This is a genomic window from Micromonospora sp. 4G55 (genome assembly GCF_016803375.1).
The window spans coordinates 1-15666 of record NZ_JAEVHN010000007.1; the positions used below are offsets into that span (position 1 = coordinate 1).

Below are 15666 nucleotides of genomic sequence, written 5' to 3' on the forward strand. Positions count from 1 at the left end.
GGACAGGCCCGGACGACGCTGGCGGTGGAGGCGTACTCGTACGCCCACTTCCCGATCATCGCGGGGATCGTGCTCGCCGCGCTCGGTGTGGAGGGGGTCAGCAGCTCCTCCCGGGTGAAGACCCGGCCCGGTCGGGCCATCAGGTGCGCGAGCAGGTCGAACTCGGTGGAGGTGAGCTGGACCGGGGCGCCGCCGGCGGTGACCGTGCGGCGGGCCGGGTCGAGGGTGACCGCGCCGACCGTCCGGGCGCGCTCCACCCCCTCGGGCGCGCCGGCCGTGCGGCGCAGCACCGCGCGGACCCGGGCGACGAGTTCGCGGGGACTGAACGGCTTGGTGACGTAGTCGTCCGCGCCGAGTTCCAGGCCGACGATCCGGTCGACCTCGTCGTCGCGGGCGGTGAGGAAGATGACCGGCGTCCAGTCGCCGGCCTCGCGCAGCCGGCGGCAGATCTCCGTGCCGGCGAGGCCGGGCAGCGTGATGTCGAGTACGCAGGCCACCGGGCGCAGCCGGCGGGCGGCGGCCAGGCCGGCCGTGCCGTCCCGTTCCAGGTGTACGCCGAACCCGTCCCGGCTCAGGTAGAGCCGGACCAGGTCGGCGATGACCGGCTCGTCCTCCACCACGAGGACGAGTCCGCGCTGCGGGGCGTCGACGGTCACCGGCCCATGATGACCGACCGGCGGTCACCGGCGACGTACGGCCGTGTTCGGGTCAGGTAAGGATGCGGTCAGCGGGCCGGTACGGGCCGCAGCACCGGGCCACCGGCGGTGGCGGGCGTCTCGCCGATGGTGGCGACGACCCGCTCCTTGGGGGTGCGCAGCCGGGTACGGAACGCGTGGTTGAGCAGCGTGTCGAGCTGCCACACCTGCTTCGGGTGCTGGGTGTGGATGACGAACCGCTCGCGGACGCCGTCGATCGCGGTGGCGGCCAGGTCGACCGACTGCGAGCGCGGGTCCGGGCTCCAGGTGACGTTGCTCAGCTCGCGCAGCTCGGTGTTGAGGTGCAGGCGGAGCCGGTGCAGCACCCGGGTCTGCTGGGTGACCACCATCCGGCGGTGGGTGAGCAGGAGGAGGTATTCGCCGGCCACCGGCCGGTCGGGGCGACCGCACCGGGCGACCAGGATGGTGGCGTCGCCGGAGCCCACGCACTGCCGGAAGATCGGCATGTGCCGGCTCACGGTCTGGACCGCCAGGCCGGTCTCGGCGGCGGCCGGGAGGAACGTTCGGGAGAAGACGTCCATGACCTGCCCAACGAGCCGTGACCTGCGGTGATGTGGGTCACTACCGACTTTTGGAAGTTCCACGACCCCCTGTCGCACCGCCTGTCCGTCATCGGATCGACGGACGCGAGGACGGCTCAGGTCAGCGGGTCGAGCCGGCCGGCCGGAACGGACCGAACCCGGCGGCGCGGGAACTGGGCCGGGTCGGCGTCACCGTCGCCGACCGGTACCGGGTCATCGGCACCTCGAGGTCGAGGTAGTTGCTGTCGATGTTGAGCCGGACGCCGCCCCAGGTCTCGTAGTGGTCGCCCTGGTACTGCTTCATCCGCCGCCTCGGCACCCAGTAGTTCGCCGGGATGGTCGGGTCCGACGTCGTCTGCACGCCGTCCCAGTTGGCGAAGTCCAGCACGTCCGGTCGGATGTGACCGGGCTGCGAGTAGGCGCCGACGTGATCCGGGAGACCGGCGGAGCGGGTGTTGGTGTAGAGGCCGGACAGGTAGCCGTGGTCGTGCAGCCGGGCGGTCCACGCGCTGGTGAACTGCAGGACCGCGGTCGAGCAGGCGGCGTTGCCCGCGGGGTAGCGCTCCATGTCCAGGATGATCGTGCTCTGCACCGCGAGGCCGAGGCCCCGGGCCTTGGTCACGGCGTCGTCGGCCGCCGCCCGCCCCTGGGTCGCCGCCTGCGTCGGGTCGATCTTCCGTTGGTACGTGGTGCACGGCGCCTGGAGACCGACGTAGAGCGGGAAGAACCGCCAGCCCTTGGCCTGCTGGTTGGCCACCCACTCCTTGGTGAGGTTCGCCTGCGCGCAGCCCCGGTTGACCCCGCCGATGTAGATCCCGATCGCCCGGTACGGCGACTGGAGCCAGGCCGTCATCTGGGCGCCGGAGGGCGCGGCGCAGGTGTCGAAGCCCAGCCCGGTGAAGGTGCCCGGGTGCGGTCCGGTGTAGCCGGCGGCCCGGGCCGGCGTCGGCGCCGGCGACCCGGCGGTGGCGAGGAGCATCCCGGCCACGGCGGCGGTGAGCATCCGGCGGGCGGCCCGACGCAGACCCGACGGAGTGGAGGTGATGGTCACGATTTCCTCGTTCTGGTGAGGGTCGTCGGACGGCGGAGCGGGCGTGGACACACGCTCCACACCGACGGGGGGGAATCCTGCCCGGCCGCAGGCTGTCCACCCCGTCGGCGTCCACTCCGTCGGCGGGTGGACGGACGTCGGCAGGGCTCGGGTCAGCGGGTCGGCGTCACCACACCGGACCGGTACCGCGTCGGTGCCAGCTCCAGGTCGAGGTAGTTGCTGTCGATGTTGATCGTGACGCCGCCCCACGTCTCGTCGTGGTCGCCTTGGTACTGCTTCATCCGCCGCTTCACCCAGTACGTCGCCGGAACGGTGGGGTCGGACACCGTCTGCACGCCGTCCCAGTTGGCGAAGTCCAGCATGTCGGGAGACACGTGTCCCGGCCTCCCGTAGGCGGCCACGTGGTCCTGGAGACCGCCCCCGGCGGTGCTGGTGTAGAGGCCGGAGAGGTAGCCGTGGTCGTGCAGGCGGGCGCTCCACGCGCTGCTGAACGAGAGCACCGCGGCCGAGCAGGCGGCGTCGCCCGCGTTGTAGTACTCGATGTCCAGGATGAGGGTGCTCTGCAGAACGATGCCGAGGTTGAGGGCGTTCGTCGCCGCGTCGTCGGCCGCCGCCTGTCCCTGGGCCGCCGCCTGCGCCGGGTCGATCCGCCGCAGGTAGGTCGTGCAGGGCGCCTGGAGGCCGACGTAGAGCGGAAAGAGCCGCCAGCCCTTCGCCTGCTGGCTCGCCACCCACTCCCGGGTCAGGTTGGGCTGGGCGCAGCCCCGGTTGACCCCGCCGATGTAGACGCCGACCGCCCGGTACGGCGACTGCAGCCAGGCGGTCATCTCGGCGTCCGACGGCGCGGTGCAGGCGTCGAAGCCCAGCCCGGTGAAGGTGCCCGGGTGCGGTCCGGTGTAGCCGGCGGCCTGCGCCGGCTGGCTCGGTGCGGCGACCGCCGCGGTCGCGAGAAGCATCCCGGCCACGGCGGCGGTGAGCATCCGGCGGGCGGCCCGACGCAGACCCGACGGAGTGGAGGTGGTCGTCACGGATTCCCCGTTCTGGTGAGGGTCGTCGGACGGCGGAGCGGGCGTGGACACGCGCTCAACACCGACCGGGGTGAATCCTGCCTGGCCCACGGGCGCGCTGTCCACCCCGTCGGCGTCCCTTTCGGAGCCTGGGGACATCAGCTCCGCGCGCCGGGCAGCGGGCGGTCAGACCGGCAGCGGGGCGAACAGCTCCCCGAGCCAGCCGGGCACCGCCTCGGCGTACTCGGCGCGGGCCGGGTCGGGGGTGACCAGGGCGCGCTGCCAGGACAGCGCCCGGCTGACCGTGGTCACCCGCATCGCCAGCTCGGCGGCCTCCCGCAGCGCCGCCCGGTCGTACCGGTCGGTCCACGCCTCCAGGTACGCGTCGCGCAGCCGCAGCAGCGCCGGGTCGTCGGGGGACAGCTCGCCGGCGTACGCCACGGAGCGCAGCGTCACCAGCAGCGTGCCGAAGGGATGGGCGACGGAGGCGTCCCCCCAGTCGAAGAAGCGGTACCCGTCGGCGGCGACGAAGACGTTGCCGTCGTGCAGGTCGTCGTGCTGGATGCTCGCCGGCACCCCGAAGTCCGCCAGCCGCCGGCAGAGCGCCTCGAACTCGCCCCGGTACGCCCGCAGCCGCTGGTGCAGTTCCGGGTCCATCCCGTTCTCCGCGCCGAGCAGCAGCGCCTCCTCGTCGTCCAGCAGCACCTCGAGGAGTTCCGGCAGCCCCGCCGGCCGGTGGTCGGGCACCCCGAGGGCGAGCAGCCGCTGCGCGTGCGGCGCGACGGTGAGCTGGAGGGCCGCGTACCCGGGCAGCAGCCGCTCCCAGCGGGACAGGTCCGGCTCGGTGGCGAGCGTGTCCCGCAGGCTCGGGCCGCCGTCGGGCAGCAGGGACCAGCCGCGACCGGTGTCCACGGCGATCGGGTGCAGCACCCGGTCCGGGGTGAGCCGGGCCAGCTCGGCCAGGAGCCCCGCCTCGTGCCGGGTGCCCGGGTTGTTGGCCTTGAACCAGACGTCCCCGCTGTCGGTGGGCACCCGCCAGACCAGTGACCAGGGCCGCACCCGGGGTTCGACCGGGCCGGTCACCCGGCGGCCGCTCCGGTCGAGCCGGTCGGCCACCCACTCCAGGGCGGTCGCCTGCCAGTGCGGGTCGGCCCAGTCGGTCCGCGGCGTGGAGGTCTCGGTCACGCCGCGAAATCTAGGCCGTCGCCGGTGGCGGAGTCACGCGTATTCCGCCCGCCCCGGCGAGGCCCGTCGTGGTCGTGGCCGTCAGAGCAGCTCGACGATGGTGGCGTTGGCCATGCCGCCGCCCTCGCACATGGTCTGCAGGCCGTACCGGATGCCGTTGTCGCGCATGTGCTGGAGCATGGTGGTCATGATCCGGGCGCCGCTGGCGCCGAGCGGGTGACCGAGGGCGATCGCGCCACCGCGCGGGTTGAGCCGGTCCGGGTCCGCCTCGGTCTCGGCCAGCCAGGCCAGCGGCACCGGGGCGAACGCCTCGTTCACCTCGTACACCCCGATCTCCTCGATGCCCAGCCCCGCGCGGCGCAGCGCCTTCGCGGTGGCCGGGATCGGGGCGGTCAGCATGGTGACCGGGTCGTCGGCGGCGACCACGGCGGTGTGGATGCGGGCCAGCGGTCGCAGGCCGTGCCGGCTGGCCCACTCGCTGGTGGTGACGGCGAGCGCGGCCGCGCCGTCGGAGATCTGCGACGCGGACCCGGCGGTGACCACGCCGTCGGCGCGGAACGGGGTCTTCAGCTCGCCGAGCTTCTCCAGCGAGGTGTCCCGGCGGATGCCCTCGTCGGCGGCGAACTTGCCGCCGTCGGCGAGCGCCACCGGGGCCAGCTCGGGGTCGAACGCGCCGGCGTCCTGCGCGGCGGCCGCCTTCTCGTGGCTGGCCAGCGCGAACTCGTCGAGCTGGGTACGGGAGAAGCGCCAGCGCGCGGCGATCAGCTCGGCGCCCACGCCCTGGTTGAACGGCAGCGGCTGGTCCCCGGCGAAGCCCTCGACGCCCCGGTAGCGGTCACGGAGCTGGTCGCTGAACGGCATCCCGCCGGCCACGCTGGAGCCCATCGGCACCCGGGTCATCGACTCGACGCCGCCGGCGACCACCAGGTCGGCCTGGCCGGAGGCGACCGCCGCGGCGGCGAAGTGCAGCGACTGCTGGCTGGACCCGCACTGCCGGTCCACGGTGGTGCCGGGGACGACTCGGGCCAGCCGGCGGCGAGCACGCCGTTGCGGGCGATGTTCCAGGACTGCTCGCCGACCTGGGACACGCAGCCCCAGACCACGTCGTCGACCTGGCCGGGCTCGATGCCGGTGCGCTCGGCGAGCGCGCGCAGCACGTGCGCCGAGAGGTCGACCGGGTGGACGGCGGACAGGCTGCCCTTACGCCGCCCCACCGGGGTGCGTACGGCGCCGACGATGACTGCGTCACTCATATCTACTCCCCGGTAACCTGGCTGCCGTCGATACTACGTCCTCCGGAGGCGGGTGTCGTCCGCCCCCGACAATGGCCGCGCCCGGCTGGCATGCTGGACCCGTGCAGCCTCCATCGTCCCCGTCCCACCAGTGGCGGGTGCCGCGGGCCCTGCCGGTGGTGAAGCTGGTCGGCGCGGTGCTGCTGGTCGCGCTCGGCCTGCTGCTCTCCGACGGTGACCGGGTCCAGGCGGTGCTGACCGTCGCGGTCGCCGCCGGCCTGGTCGGCTGGGCGCTGCGCGACCTGCTCGCCCCGGTCCGCCTGGCCGCCGACCCGGCGGGGGTCACCGTCATCCACGGGTACGCCGGCCGGCGGCACCTGCCCTGGCCGGCCGTCGAGGCGATCACGGTGGACCGGCGGTCCCGGCTCGGGCTGTCCACCGAGACCCTGGAGATCGACGCCGGGGAGTCGCTGCACCTCTTCGGCCGGTACGACCTGGGCGCCCCGCCCGACGAGGTCGCCGGAACGCTCCGGTCGGTCCGGGCCGCCGCTCGCCACTGAGCCGCGGCTCAGCCGGTCAGCATCGGGCAGCGGCTCAGCCGGTCAGCATCGCGGTGCGGACGATCACCAGGCCGAGCAGCGCCACCAGGATGACCGCCGTGCCGGCGGCCTGGAAGACCGACCGGCGCACCCGCGGGGCGTACGCGAGCACCAGGCCCATCAGCGCGCCGACGACCAGGCCGCCGAGGTGCCCCGGGACGGAGATGCTCGGCACGGTGAAGGTGAAGACCAGGTTGATCACCAGGATCGGCACGATCGCCGAGGTGTCCCGGCCCAGCCGGCGCATGATCACGAAGACCGCGGCGAAGAGCCCGAAGATGGCGGTCGACGCGCCGGCGGTGGACCGGTTCGGTTCGGTGAAGAGGTAGGCCGCCACGTTGCCGCCGAGCCCGGCGACCAGGTAGAGCGCCAGAAAGCGCACCCGGCCGAGCAGTGCCTCAAGGTCGCGCCCGAGCACCCAGAGCGCCCACATGTTGAGCAGCAGGTGCAGCACGCCGTAGTGCAGGAACATCGCGGTGACCAGCCGGTACCACTGGCCGTCGGCCACGCCGCCGATGCTGCCGTCGGTGAAACGCGCCAGGCCGAGCACGGAGCCCCAGTCGGTCAACGGCGTCGAGTCGCCCATCAGGCCGCCGAGGCCACCGCCGGCCACCGCGGTGCCGCTGCGCGCCGAGACGATGGAGAGCACCATCATCAGCACGTTCAGCGCGATCAGGGTGCGGGTCACCAGGCCCCGTCGGCCGGCGGCACCGCCACCGAAGGCGGTGCGCGCCGGCCGCACGCTGCGGCGTCCCTCGTTCACGCACTCCGGGCACTGGTGGCCGACGGAGGCCTCCCGCATGCACTCCGGACAGATCGGCCGGTCGCAGCGGGTGCAGCGGACGTACGTCTCCCGGTTGGGGTGGCGGTAGCAGACCGGAGTGGTCGGCACCGGCCCGCCGGTGGCGTCGCCGGCCGGCCCGGGGCGTTCAGTCATGCGTGCAAAGGTACCTCGGCAGGGCGATCAGGCCGAGGTGCGCTCGATCTCGACCCGCTCGATCACGACGTCCTGCAGCGGCCGGTCGCTCGGACCGGTCGGGGTGTTCGCGATCGCGTCCACGACCTTCGCCGACTGCTCGTCGGCGACCTGGCCGAAGATGGTGTGCCGGTTGTTGAGGTGCGGGGTCGGCGACACCGTGATGAAGAACTGCGAGCCGTTGGTGCCCGGCCCGGCGTTCGCCATCGCCAGCAGGTACGGCCGGTCGAAGCGCAGCTCCGGGTGGAACTCGTCGCCGAACTTATAACCCGGACCACCACGGCCGGTGCCGGTCGGGTCGCCCATCTGGACCATGAAGCCGCTGATCACCCGGTGCGAGATCGTGCCGTCGTAGTACGGCCCGCTGCCCGGCTGACCCGTGCGCGGGTCGGTGTATTCCTTGTTGCCCTCGGCCAGGTCGACGAAGTTGCGGACCGTCTTCGGAGCGTGGTTGGGGAAGAGCTCCAGCCGGATCGGGCCAGCGTTGGTGTGCAAGGTGGCGTAGACAGCCTCGGCCACGGGTACTCCTCACTCGTTGGTCAGTTCCATGCGGATCCTCCCATGTGCCCGATCTGGCAGTGCGGAGGCATCCGAAGGTGGAGGATGACGAAGGAACAACTCCCAGGAGGTGGGACCGTGTTTGGAATCGGGCGGCGCAAGACCCAGGGGCAGCTCGCGAAGGCTGAGCTCAACCAGGGCATCGGTCACCTGAGGCAGGCCGCCACGTACGCGGCGAAGGGTGCCGGCGCCATGGTGGGGCCGCGGGTCCAGGCAGCCCGTGGCGTCGTCACGCCGACGGCCGTCATCGTGCGGGACCGGACGTCCAGCGGTTTCGCGTCGACGGTCGCGGCGCTCGCGCCGCTGGCCCTGGCGGTCCGCAACGCCCAGGCGCAGACGGCGGGCAAGGCCCTCACCGGCCGGAAGGCCGCCGCCGCCAAGCAGACGGCGATGAGCAAGAAGGCCAAGGCCAGGAACCTAAAGGCCGCGAAGAAGAAGAGCGGGTCGATGATGACCGGCCTGCTGGCCGCCGGCGCGGTCGCCGGGGTGGCCGGCGCGATGGCCATGCGCCGCCGCCGCGAGCAGCAGGAGTGGGCCGAGTACGACCCGACGCAGGGCGTCGAGACCGTCCGCGACGAGGTGGACACCCTGGTCATCGAGACCCCGTCGGCGAACGGAGACAAGGTGACCGATTCGTCCACGATGTCCAGCGGTGCCGGCACGGCCGGTGGCCCCACCGGCGCGGGCAGCTCGGCGGTGGCCGGTGGCGACAGCGCCTCGACCACCACCCCCGGTACCCAGTCGATGATCCACGCCAACGACAAGGTCCCCTCGGTCGCCGAGGGCGCCACGGACGTCTCCGGCCGGCGGCGGACGACCTGAGCAAGGCGCTCGGCAAGAACGGCGCCAAGTCCAGCAGCCGTCGCTGACCAGGCGGATCGCCGGCGGCGCGGGAGGCGACTCCCGCGCCGCCGGCGTGTCCGGGGTCGGTCGCGCGCTTGACGGCCGGCCGCGATCGGCGTGAACCGCCGCCGCGTGCGGGTCAGAGCCAGCCGTTGCGGCGGAACCAGCGGTACAGCGCCAGCGAGATGGCGAGCATCAGGGCCAGCACGCCCGGGTAGCCGTACGTCCACTTCAGCTCGGGCATGTTCTCGAAGTTCATCCCGTAGACCCCGGCGAACGCGGTCCACACCGCGGCGATGGCGGCCCAGGCGGCGATCTTGCGCATGTCGTTGTTCTGGTCGACGGTGACCTGCGCCAGCCGCGCCTGGAGGATGGAGTTGAGCAGGTCGTCGTAGGAGTTGACCTGTTCGACGGTACGGCTGAGGTGGTCCTGCACGTCCCGGAAGTAGCGCCGCACCTCCTGCGGCACCTCCCGGTTGACCTGGGCGGTGAGGGTCAGCAGCGGCCGCTGCAACGGGATCACCGCCCGCTTGAACTCCACCAGCTCCCGTTTCATCTGGTAGATCCGCTGGATCCGGCCGCTGCTCTGCCGGTCGAAGACGTCGGCTTCCAGCACGTCCAGGTCGTCCTCCAGCTGGTCGGCCACCTCCAGGTAGAGGTCCACCACCCGGTCGGTGACCGCGTACGCCACCGCCCACGGGCCGTGCAGCAGCAGGTCCCGCTTGGCCTCCAGGTCGGCGCGGACCGGGGCGAGCCGGCAGGCGTCGCCGTGCCGGACGCTGATCAGGAAGTTCGGCCCGATGAAGAGCATCACCTGGCCGGTCTCGACCACCTCGGAGTTCTCGGTCAGCTCCGCGTGCTCGCAGTAGCGGGCCGTGCGCAGCACCAGGAAGGTGACGTCGCCGAAGCGCTCCAGCTTGGGGCGCTGCTGGGCCTTGACCGCGTCCTCGACCGCCAGCTCGTGCAGGCCGTACGTCTCCGCGATGGCGGTCATCTCGGCCAGCTCCGGCTCGTGCAGGCCGAGCCAGACGAAGGCGTTGCGCTCCCCGCGGGCCGCCTCCAACGCGTCGGCGTAGTGCCACTGGCCGGGCTGGCGTTCCCCGTCGACGTAGAGGCCGCAGTCGACCACGCCGCTGCGCCCGGGTCCGGCCGGGGCCGGGATGCGGGGGGAACCGTCGGCGTTGAGGATGCGGGACATCGCCCGGACCGGCGCCGTCCAGGCGCGAGGGCTGAGCACCCGCCCGGTGTGCTGGTTCGTCGACCGCTCCCGCTGGCCCCGGTCCGTCATGGCGTCCCCCTCCCCACGCTGCTGCGGCTTGCAGGCTACGCCCCCGCCGGCCGCGCTGCCCCTCGCCGGCGGCTTGGGTGATCACGCGGGTGTGCTGCGAATACGCCCGATCGGACGGAATCCGCCGCCACCGGCGCAAGATCACGAAGGGGTGGCGCCGGGTGGGCCGCGCCGCGTTCAGGGGGGTGAGGGGGCGACGTGGCCCACCCAGCGCCGGTGGGGGGCGGGGGGTGATGCTGGGCGGCGTCGCGCGTACGGGCGCGCGACCGGTGACCCGGCCGCGCGTGGGCAGGTGAGCGACGCTCGCAGCATTGTGAGCCGCCGGCCGCCCGAGGGGTGCCCCGGGCCGACCGGCATCGCCAGATTGTCGGAAACCCGACAGATATTCAGCCCCGGACGGCGGCCACGGCCTCCGCCAGCCGGCGGACGCCCTCGTCGATCCGGTCCGCGGTGACGGCGGAGAAGGCCAGCCGGAGCGCGTGCTGCCCGCCGTCGACCATGAAGTCGCTGCCCTTGACCACGGCGACGCCGCGCTCGGCGGCGGCCGGGGCGAGCCGGGCCACGTCCACGTCCGCCGGGAACTCCACCCAGAGGAAGTAGCCACCGTCCGGCTCGACGAAGCTGGCCTCGGGGAGGTGCCGGCGCAGCGACTCGGCAAGCACCCGGGCCCGCTCGCCGAGGGCGGCCGACACGGTCTCGATCGACCGCTCGATCTCGCCCGAGACGCAGAACTGGTGCACGATCGCCTCGGAGACCATGCCGGGCGAGATGTAGAGGCTGGTCGCCTTCTTGGCGATGTCGGCGATCAGGTCCGCCGGCCCGACCAGGTAGCCGACCCGGACGCCCGGGCAGACCGTCTTGGTGAAGCTGGAGGCGTGCACCACCACGTTGCGGGTGTCCAGCGAGAGCATCGACGGCAGCGCCTCGCCCCGGAACCGGATGTCGGCGTACGGGTCGTCCTCGAAGATCGTGAACTCGTACTCGACGGCGAGGTCGAGCAGCTCACGGCGCTTCTCCTCCGAGAGCGTCACGCCGGCCGGGTTCTGGTAGTTCGGGATGACGTGCGCCAGCCGGGGCCGCACCCCGGACTCCAGCAGCTTGCGCAGCTCGGCGGTGTCGAGGCCGTCCGGCTGGATCGAGACGCCGTGGATCTCGCCGCCCATCCGCTGGAGGTTGAGCAGGGTCCGGTCGTACGTGGGACGCTCCACCACCACCGCGTCACCGCGGCGGACCAGGTGGTCGAAGAGGAACGCGTCCGCCTGGAGCGAGCCGTTGGTGATCAGCACCTGATCCGCCTCGACGCCGTGCTTCTCGGCGATCCACTTCCGCAGGGGTGGGTACCCGACGGAGGTGCCGTACGCCGTGATTCCGGCGGGGTCGGCGTCGAAGGCACGGACGGCGGCTGCCTTGAGACCCTCGACATCGACGATGTCCAGCGAGGGAGCTCCACGGGCGAACGAGATCAGCTGCTCGGCGGTCATGCGGACGAGCCTAGGGCCTGTCCCGGCCGGTCCGACCGGCATACACGCCAAGTTCAACATGCGGGCAGATGATCGACCGGCGGACGTGAGCGGGACTCTCGTCGGCGGGTCGTTCGGGCCGGTCAGGGGCCGCCGCGACAGGTGCGGACGACCCCCGGCCGGGACTCAGCCCACGGTGAGCCGCTGCTGCGACCAGACCCGCATGAGGTCGCGTACGGAGATCACCCCGGCCACCTCCCGGCCGTCGAGCACCACCAGGTGACGGAAGCCGCCCCGGGCCATCGCCGCGGCCGCCTCCTCCACCGTCCAATCCGGACCGGCGTAGACGACGTCCCAGCTCACGTGCGCCCTGGTGCGTTCCACGTCGCAGTCCAGCCCGGCCCCGATCGCGTTGAGCACGTCCCGTTCGGTCATGATCCCGACCCCTTCGGAGTCCGGGTCAATCACCACTGCCGAGCCGACCCGGCGGGCCGACATCATCTGGGCGGCCTGCCGGAGCGTGTGCTCCGGACCCACCATGAGTACCTGGTTGGACATAGCTTCCCGAACCTGCATCACGCATCACCCCTTTGGGACGGCGGCACCCGGTACCCACATGGTGGGCCCACGTGGCAGATCGGTACAAGACCGGGCATCGGCGCGACCGGCGCCCGCTCGCTACTGTCGGCACGTGCCCACCGAGCCTCTCCGCTGCGCCGGCGCGCTGATCGTGGACGACGACGACGGCCGCCGCTTCCCTCAGCGCCGATCTCCCGAGCGGAGCCTTTTTCCCAATGCCTGGGACATCGGCGGCGGCCAGCTGGAACCGGGCGAGACCGCCGTCGCCGCGCCGCGGTCGATCGGTCGGTGAACTCCGACGTCGAGCTGGCGCCGCACCGGTTCGCCGGACTGGTCGCCCCGGCGGTCGACCGGACCTTCGTCGCCGGCATGCTCGCCGGCGCGACGGCGGCGGCGCCGAGCTGAGCCAGCGGTACGGCGGGCCGGCCGCCACCGGCTTCCTGGTCGAGTTCCGCACCCGGCTCGCCGCGCCGGGCGGCACGGTCGACGGGGCGGGCTTCACCGCGGTCACCCGCTACCGGGATCCGGCCGCCTGCCAGCGCGCCCTGGACAAACAGGTGGCGCACGGGATGATCGTCCGCCAGCCGGACGGCGGCTTCGCCGCCACCGAGCGCGGTGCCGACTTCCTCACCGAGATCTACCAGGTGCACGGCGAGGTCACCGAGGAGCTGTGGGCCGGGCACGACGACCGGGTGCTGCGCCTGGTCGAGGCGTTCGGCCGGCTGCTGGCGTACGCGCTGCTGCTCGCCGGGGAGCCCGACGCCGAACCGACGCCCGCGTTCGCCACCATGGCCCCGCCGTACGAGCCGGACGGCACGCCGCCCGGGGTGCTCCTGCTGAACCGGCTCGGCACGCTGCGTTACCACCGGGCCGACGCGCACGCCGCCGCATGGACCGCCGCCGGGCACACCGCGTCGAGCATCAGCGAGCTGCCGGAGGGGCCGGAACGCCGGGCGATCGAGCTGGAGACCGACCGCCGCGCGGCGGCCCGTACGCGGCGCTCACCGCCGAGGAGCGGCTCACGGTGCTGGCGACCTGGCCGCCCTGCCCGGCTGAGAGGCTGTCGACAGCCTCTCTGGCCCCGGTTGGCGGCAGCCCCACCGTCACGCGGGGCTATCCTCCACGGTGACCTGGAGTCGTACGAGGGAGGACCCCGCATGATCGGGATGGTGCTCGCGGCCGGTGCGGGGCGCCGACTGCGCCCGTACACCGACACCCTGCCCAAGGCGCTGGTGCCGGTGGACGGTGAGACCACCATCCTGGACATCGCGCTGGGCAACCTCGCCGAGGTCGGGCTCACCGAGATCGTGATCGTGGTCGGGTACGCCGCCGACGCGGTCGTCCAGCGCCAGGCGGCGCTGGAGGAGCGCTACGGCGTCCGGCTCACCCTCGTGCACAACGACAAGGCCGAGGAGTGGAACAACGCGTACTCGCTCTGGCTGGCGCGGGAGCACTTCGCCCGGGGCGTCCTGCTGGTCAACGGCGACACCGTGCACCCGGTGAGCGTGGAGAAGACCCTGCTGGCCGAGCGTGGGCCGGGCATCCTGCTGGCGATCGACAACATCAAGGCGCTGGCGGAGGAGGAGATGAAGACCACCTTCGACGCCGCCGGCCAGCTCACCCGGATCACCAAGATCATGGACCCGGGCGAGGCGTACGGGGAGTACATCGGCGCGACGCTGATCGAGCCGCAGGTGGCCGACGCCCTCGCCGACGCGCTGGAGGCGACCTGGCGGCGTGACCCCAACCTCTACTACGAGGACGGCTACCAGGAGTTCGCCGACCGGGGCGGCGAGGTGCGCGCGGCGCCGATCGGCGACGTCTCGTGGGTCGAGGTCGACAACCACGCCGACCTGGCCCGGGCGCGGGAGATCGCGTGCCGCTACTAGCTCGTACGGTGCTGACCCCGCTGCACATCGACGTGCGGCGCGGGGCGGTGGCCGACCTGGCCGCGATCCTCGCCGACGGGCGGATCTCCGCCGGCGGCGACGTGGCCGTGGTGGTGGGGCCGGGGCAGGGCGAGCAGATCGCCGAGCTGATCCGGCCGTCGCTGCGGTCGGCCGACGTGTTCACCGTCGCCGGTGGCACCCTGGAGGCCGCCGACGACCTGGGCGGCAAGCTCCGCGCCCGCTCGTACGACGCGGTGGTCGGCATCGGTGGCGGCAAGACGATAGACGTGGCCAAGTACGCCGCCACCCGGCGCGGACTTCCCATGGTCACCGTGGCCACCAGCCTGGCCAACGACGGGATCGCCTCCCCGGTCGCGAGCCTGGTCAGCGAGGGGATCAAGGGCTCCTACGGGGTGCACATCCCGATCGCGGTCATCGTCGACCTGGACTTCGTGGAGAGCGGCCCGGAACGGCACAACCGGGCGGGCATCGGCGATGCGGTGAGCAACATCAGCGCGCTGGCCGACTGGGAGCTGGCCCGGCAGGTCCGGGGCGAGCCGGTCGACGGCCTGGCCGCCTCGCTGGCCCGGATGGGCGCCGAGGCGGTCCTCAACCACCCGGGCGACGTGGCCGACGACGCCTTCGTCACCGTGCTCGCCGAGGCGCTGATCTCCAGCGGCCTGGCGATGGCGGTCTGCGGCACCAGCCGGCCGGCCAGCGGTGGCTGCCACGAGATCATGCACGCCGTCGACGCGCTCTTCCCCGACACCGCCTCGCACGGCGAGCTGGCCGGGCTCGGGGCGCTGTTCTGCACCTGGCTGCGCGGCGACCGGCGGCGCTTCGCGGAGCTGTCGGCCTGCCTGGCCCGGCACCGGCTGCCCCGCCTCCCCGCCGACGTGGGGCTGACCGACGACCAGTTCGTCGAGGCGGTGCAGTTCGCGCCCTCCACCCGGCCGGACCGGTACACCATCCTCGAACACCTGGCGATGTCGCCTACCGAGACGCGGGAGCGGCTGGCAGACTACGCCGGTGCAATCCGCGACCACTGTGGCTGAGCCCCGTCCCACCGTTGCCGACTTCCACCGGGTCAACCGGGGTGGCGGCCTGTTCAGCGAGTCGCTCAGCCAATGGCTCGGCGCGGTCTTCGCGCTGGTCGCTCAGCGCCTCGGGCTTCGCCCGACGGCGCTGACCATCGCCAACCTGGTGCTCGGGCTGGCCACCTCGGTGGCCGTGGTGGCGCTCGCCGACCGGGTCGCCGCCGGCGACGTACCGGCCTGGGTGGTCGGGGGGGCCGCGCTGGTCGGCTGGCAGGTCGCGTACTCGCTGGACTGCGCCGACGGTCAGTTGGCCCGGGTGACCGGGCAGGGGCAGCGCGGCGGGCGCCCGGGTGGACGTGCTCTGCGACGTGGCCGCCCAGATCGCGCTGGTGGCCGCCCTGGCGGCGACCGCCGTGGCGCAGCGGCCGGAGACGCCGACCTGGCTGGTCGCGGTCTTCGCCGGCACCTGGATGGTCAACCTGGTGACCTCGGTGATGCAGGCCGGCCCGAACGCCGCCAGCATGGTCACCTCGACCTCGCTGCCGGTACGCCTGGTGAAGCTGGTCCGCGACTACGGCGCGGTGATCTTCGTGGCCGCGCTGGTCCTGATGCTCGCCCCGGCCCTCACCTTCTGGGTGATCGTCGCCTTCACGATCGTCAACGGCGGCTTCCTCCTGGCCAGCATCGCCTTCTCCGCCCGCGCCTCCCTCCGCTGACCCCTGCCC

Annotated in this window: 14 protein-coding genes and 3 pseudogenes; 6 read left to right on the forward strand and 11 right to left on the reverse strand. The window is 73.0% G+C overall.

Annotation, left to right across the window (positions count from 1 at the left end):
• The 6 genes and pseudogenes from JNW89_RS01420 to JNW89_RS01445 form a co-directional block, all read right to left on the reverse strand.
• On the reverse strand, positions 1 to 656 hold a 656-nt coding region (locus tag JNW89_RS01420; protein WP_238447313.1), incomplete at its 3' end, for a response regulator transcription factor.
• A gap of 68 nt (positions 657 to 724) precedes the next feature.
• On the reverse strand, positions 725 to 1237 hold the full coding sequence (locus tag JNW89_RS01425; protein WP_238447314.1) for a hypothetical protein: 513 nt from the start codon (positions 1235 to 1237) through the stop codon (positions 725 to 727).
• A 121-nt stretch (positions 1238 to 1358) separates the two neighbouring features.
• Entirely contained in the window at positions 1359 to 2288 is a 930-nt protein-coding gene (locus tag JNW89_RS01430) for a DUF1906 domain-containing protein (RefSeq protein ID WP_238447315.1), read from the reverse strand.
• A gap of 152 nt (positions 2289 to 2440) precedes the next feature.
• Positions 2441 to 3316 (reverse strand): DUF1906 domain-containing protein, encoded by an 876-nt coding sequence (locus tag JNW89_RS01435; RefSeq protein WP_238447316.1) that lies wholly within the window; start codon positions 3314 to 3316, stop codon positions 2441 to 2443.
• A 165-nt stretch (positions 3317 to 3481) separates the two neighbouring features.
• The gene (locus JNW89_RS01440) at positions 3482 to 4480 is read right to left on the reverse strand and encodes a phosphotransferase (RefSeq protein WP_309139939.1); all 999 of its coding nucleotides are present in this window, start codon (positions 4478 to 4480) and stop codon (positions 3482 to 3484) included.
• Between the two features lie 81 nt (positions 4481 to 4561).
• A pseudogene (locus tag JNW89_RS01445) lies at positions 4562 to 5733 on the reverse strand (thiolase family protein).
• Between the two features lie 71 nt (positions 5734 to 5804).
• Here JNW89_RS01445 and JNW89_RS01450 point away from each other — a divergent pair.
• Complete coding sequence (locus tag JNW89_RS01450; protein WP_375155029.1) at positions 5805 to 6272, forward strand: PH domain-containing protein; 468 nt, start codon at positions 5805 to 5807, stop codon at positions 6270 to 6272.
• A gap of 34 nt (positions 6273 to 6306) precedes the next feature.
• Here JNW89_RS01450 and JNW89_RS01455 read toward each other — a convergent pair whose 3' ends face one another.
• Together JNW89_RS01455 and JNW89_RS01460 are read right to left on the reverse strand one after the other, a co-directional pair.
• On the reverse strand, positions 6307 to 7248 hold the full coding sequence (locus JNW89_RS01455; RefSeq protein WP_238447318.1) for a rhomboid family intramembrane serine protease: 942 nt from the start codon (positions 7246 to 7248) through the stop codon (positions 6307 to 6309).
• A 27-nt stretch (positions 7249 to 7275) separates the two neighbouring features.
• Positions 7276 to 7806 carry a peptidylprolyl isomerase gene (locus JNW89_RS01460; protein ID WP_154941204.1) on the reverse strand — a complete coding sequence of 177 codons (531 nt, stop codon included), beginning with the start codon at positions 7804 to 7806 and terminating at the stop codon, positions 7276 to 7278.
• An 84-nt stretch (positions 7807 to 7890) separates the two neighbouring features.
• Between JNW89_RS01460 and JNW89_RS01465 the strand changes: the two are divergent.
• Positions 7891 to 8714: pseudogene (locus JNW89_RS01465) on the forward strand (hypothetical protein).
• A 113-nt stretch (positions 8715 to 8827) separates the two neighbouring features.
• Here JNW89_RS01465 and corA read toward each other — a convergent pair.
• From corA to JNW89_RS01480, 3 genes are all read right to left on the reverse strand, one after another.
• Positions 8828 to 9976, reverse strand: coding sequence for a magnesium/cobalt transporter CorA (corA, locus tag JNW89_RS01470; protein WP_238447319.1), 1149 nt, complete (start codon positions 9974 to 9976; stop codon positions 8828 to 8830).
• A 386-nt stretch (positions 9977 to 10362) separates the two neighbouring features.
• On the reverse strand, positions 10363 to 11457 hold the full coding sequence (locus JNW89_RS01475; RefSeq protein ID WP_238447320.1) for a PLP-dependent aminotransferase family protein: 1095 nt from the start codon (positions 11455 to 11457) through the stop codon (positions 10363 to 10365).
• Positions 11458 to 11622: 165 nt separating this feature from the next.
• Positions 11623 to 12012, reverse strand: a complete 390-nt coding sequence (locus JNW89_RS01480; RefSeq protein ID WP_088959774.1) for a cyclic nucleotide-binding/CBS domain-containing protein — start codon at positions 12010 to 12012, stop codon at positions 11623 to 11625.
• A 115-nt stretch (positions 12013 to 12127) separates the two neighbouring features.
• Between JNW89_RS01480 and JNW89_RS01485 the strand changes: the two genes are divergently transcribed.
• The 4 genes and pseudogenes from JNW89_RS01485 to JNW89_RS01500 all read left to right on the forward strand — a co-directional run bounded on the left by JNW89_RS01485 (position 12128) and on the right by JNW89_RS01500 (position 15657).
• Positions 12128 to 12307 carry an NUDIX domain-containing protein gene (locus tag JNW89_RS01485; protein ID WP_238447321.1) on the forward strand — a complete coding sequence of 60 codons (180 nt, stop codon included), beginning with the start codon at positions 12128 to 12130 and terminating at the stop codon, positions 12305 to 12307.
• 865 nt (positions 12308 to 13172) lie between these two features.
• Complete coding sequence (locus JNW89_RS01490) at positions 13173 to 13904, forward strand: sugar phosphate nucleotidyltransferase (protein WP_238447339.1); 732 nt, start codon at positions 13173 to 13175, stop codon at positions 13902 to 13904.
• Positions 13892 to 14959 (forward strand): iron-containing alcohol dehydrogenase family protein, encoded by a 1068-nt coding sequence (locus JNW89_RS01495; protein WP_238447322.1) that lies wholly within the window; start codon positions 13892 to 13894, stop codon positions 14957 to 14959. The genes JNW89_RS01490 and JNW89_RS01495 overlap by 13 nt, the downstream gene beginning before the upstream one ends.
• Positions 14934 to 15657 (forward strand): annotated as a pseudogene (locus JNW89_RS01500) (CDP-alcohol phosphatidyltransferase family protein). The gene JNW89_RS01495 and the pseudogene JNW89_RS01500 overlap by 26 nt, the downstream one beginning before the upstream one ends.
• Positions 15658 to 15666 lie beyond the last annotated feature (9 nt).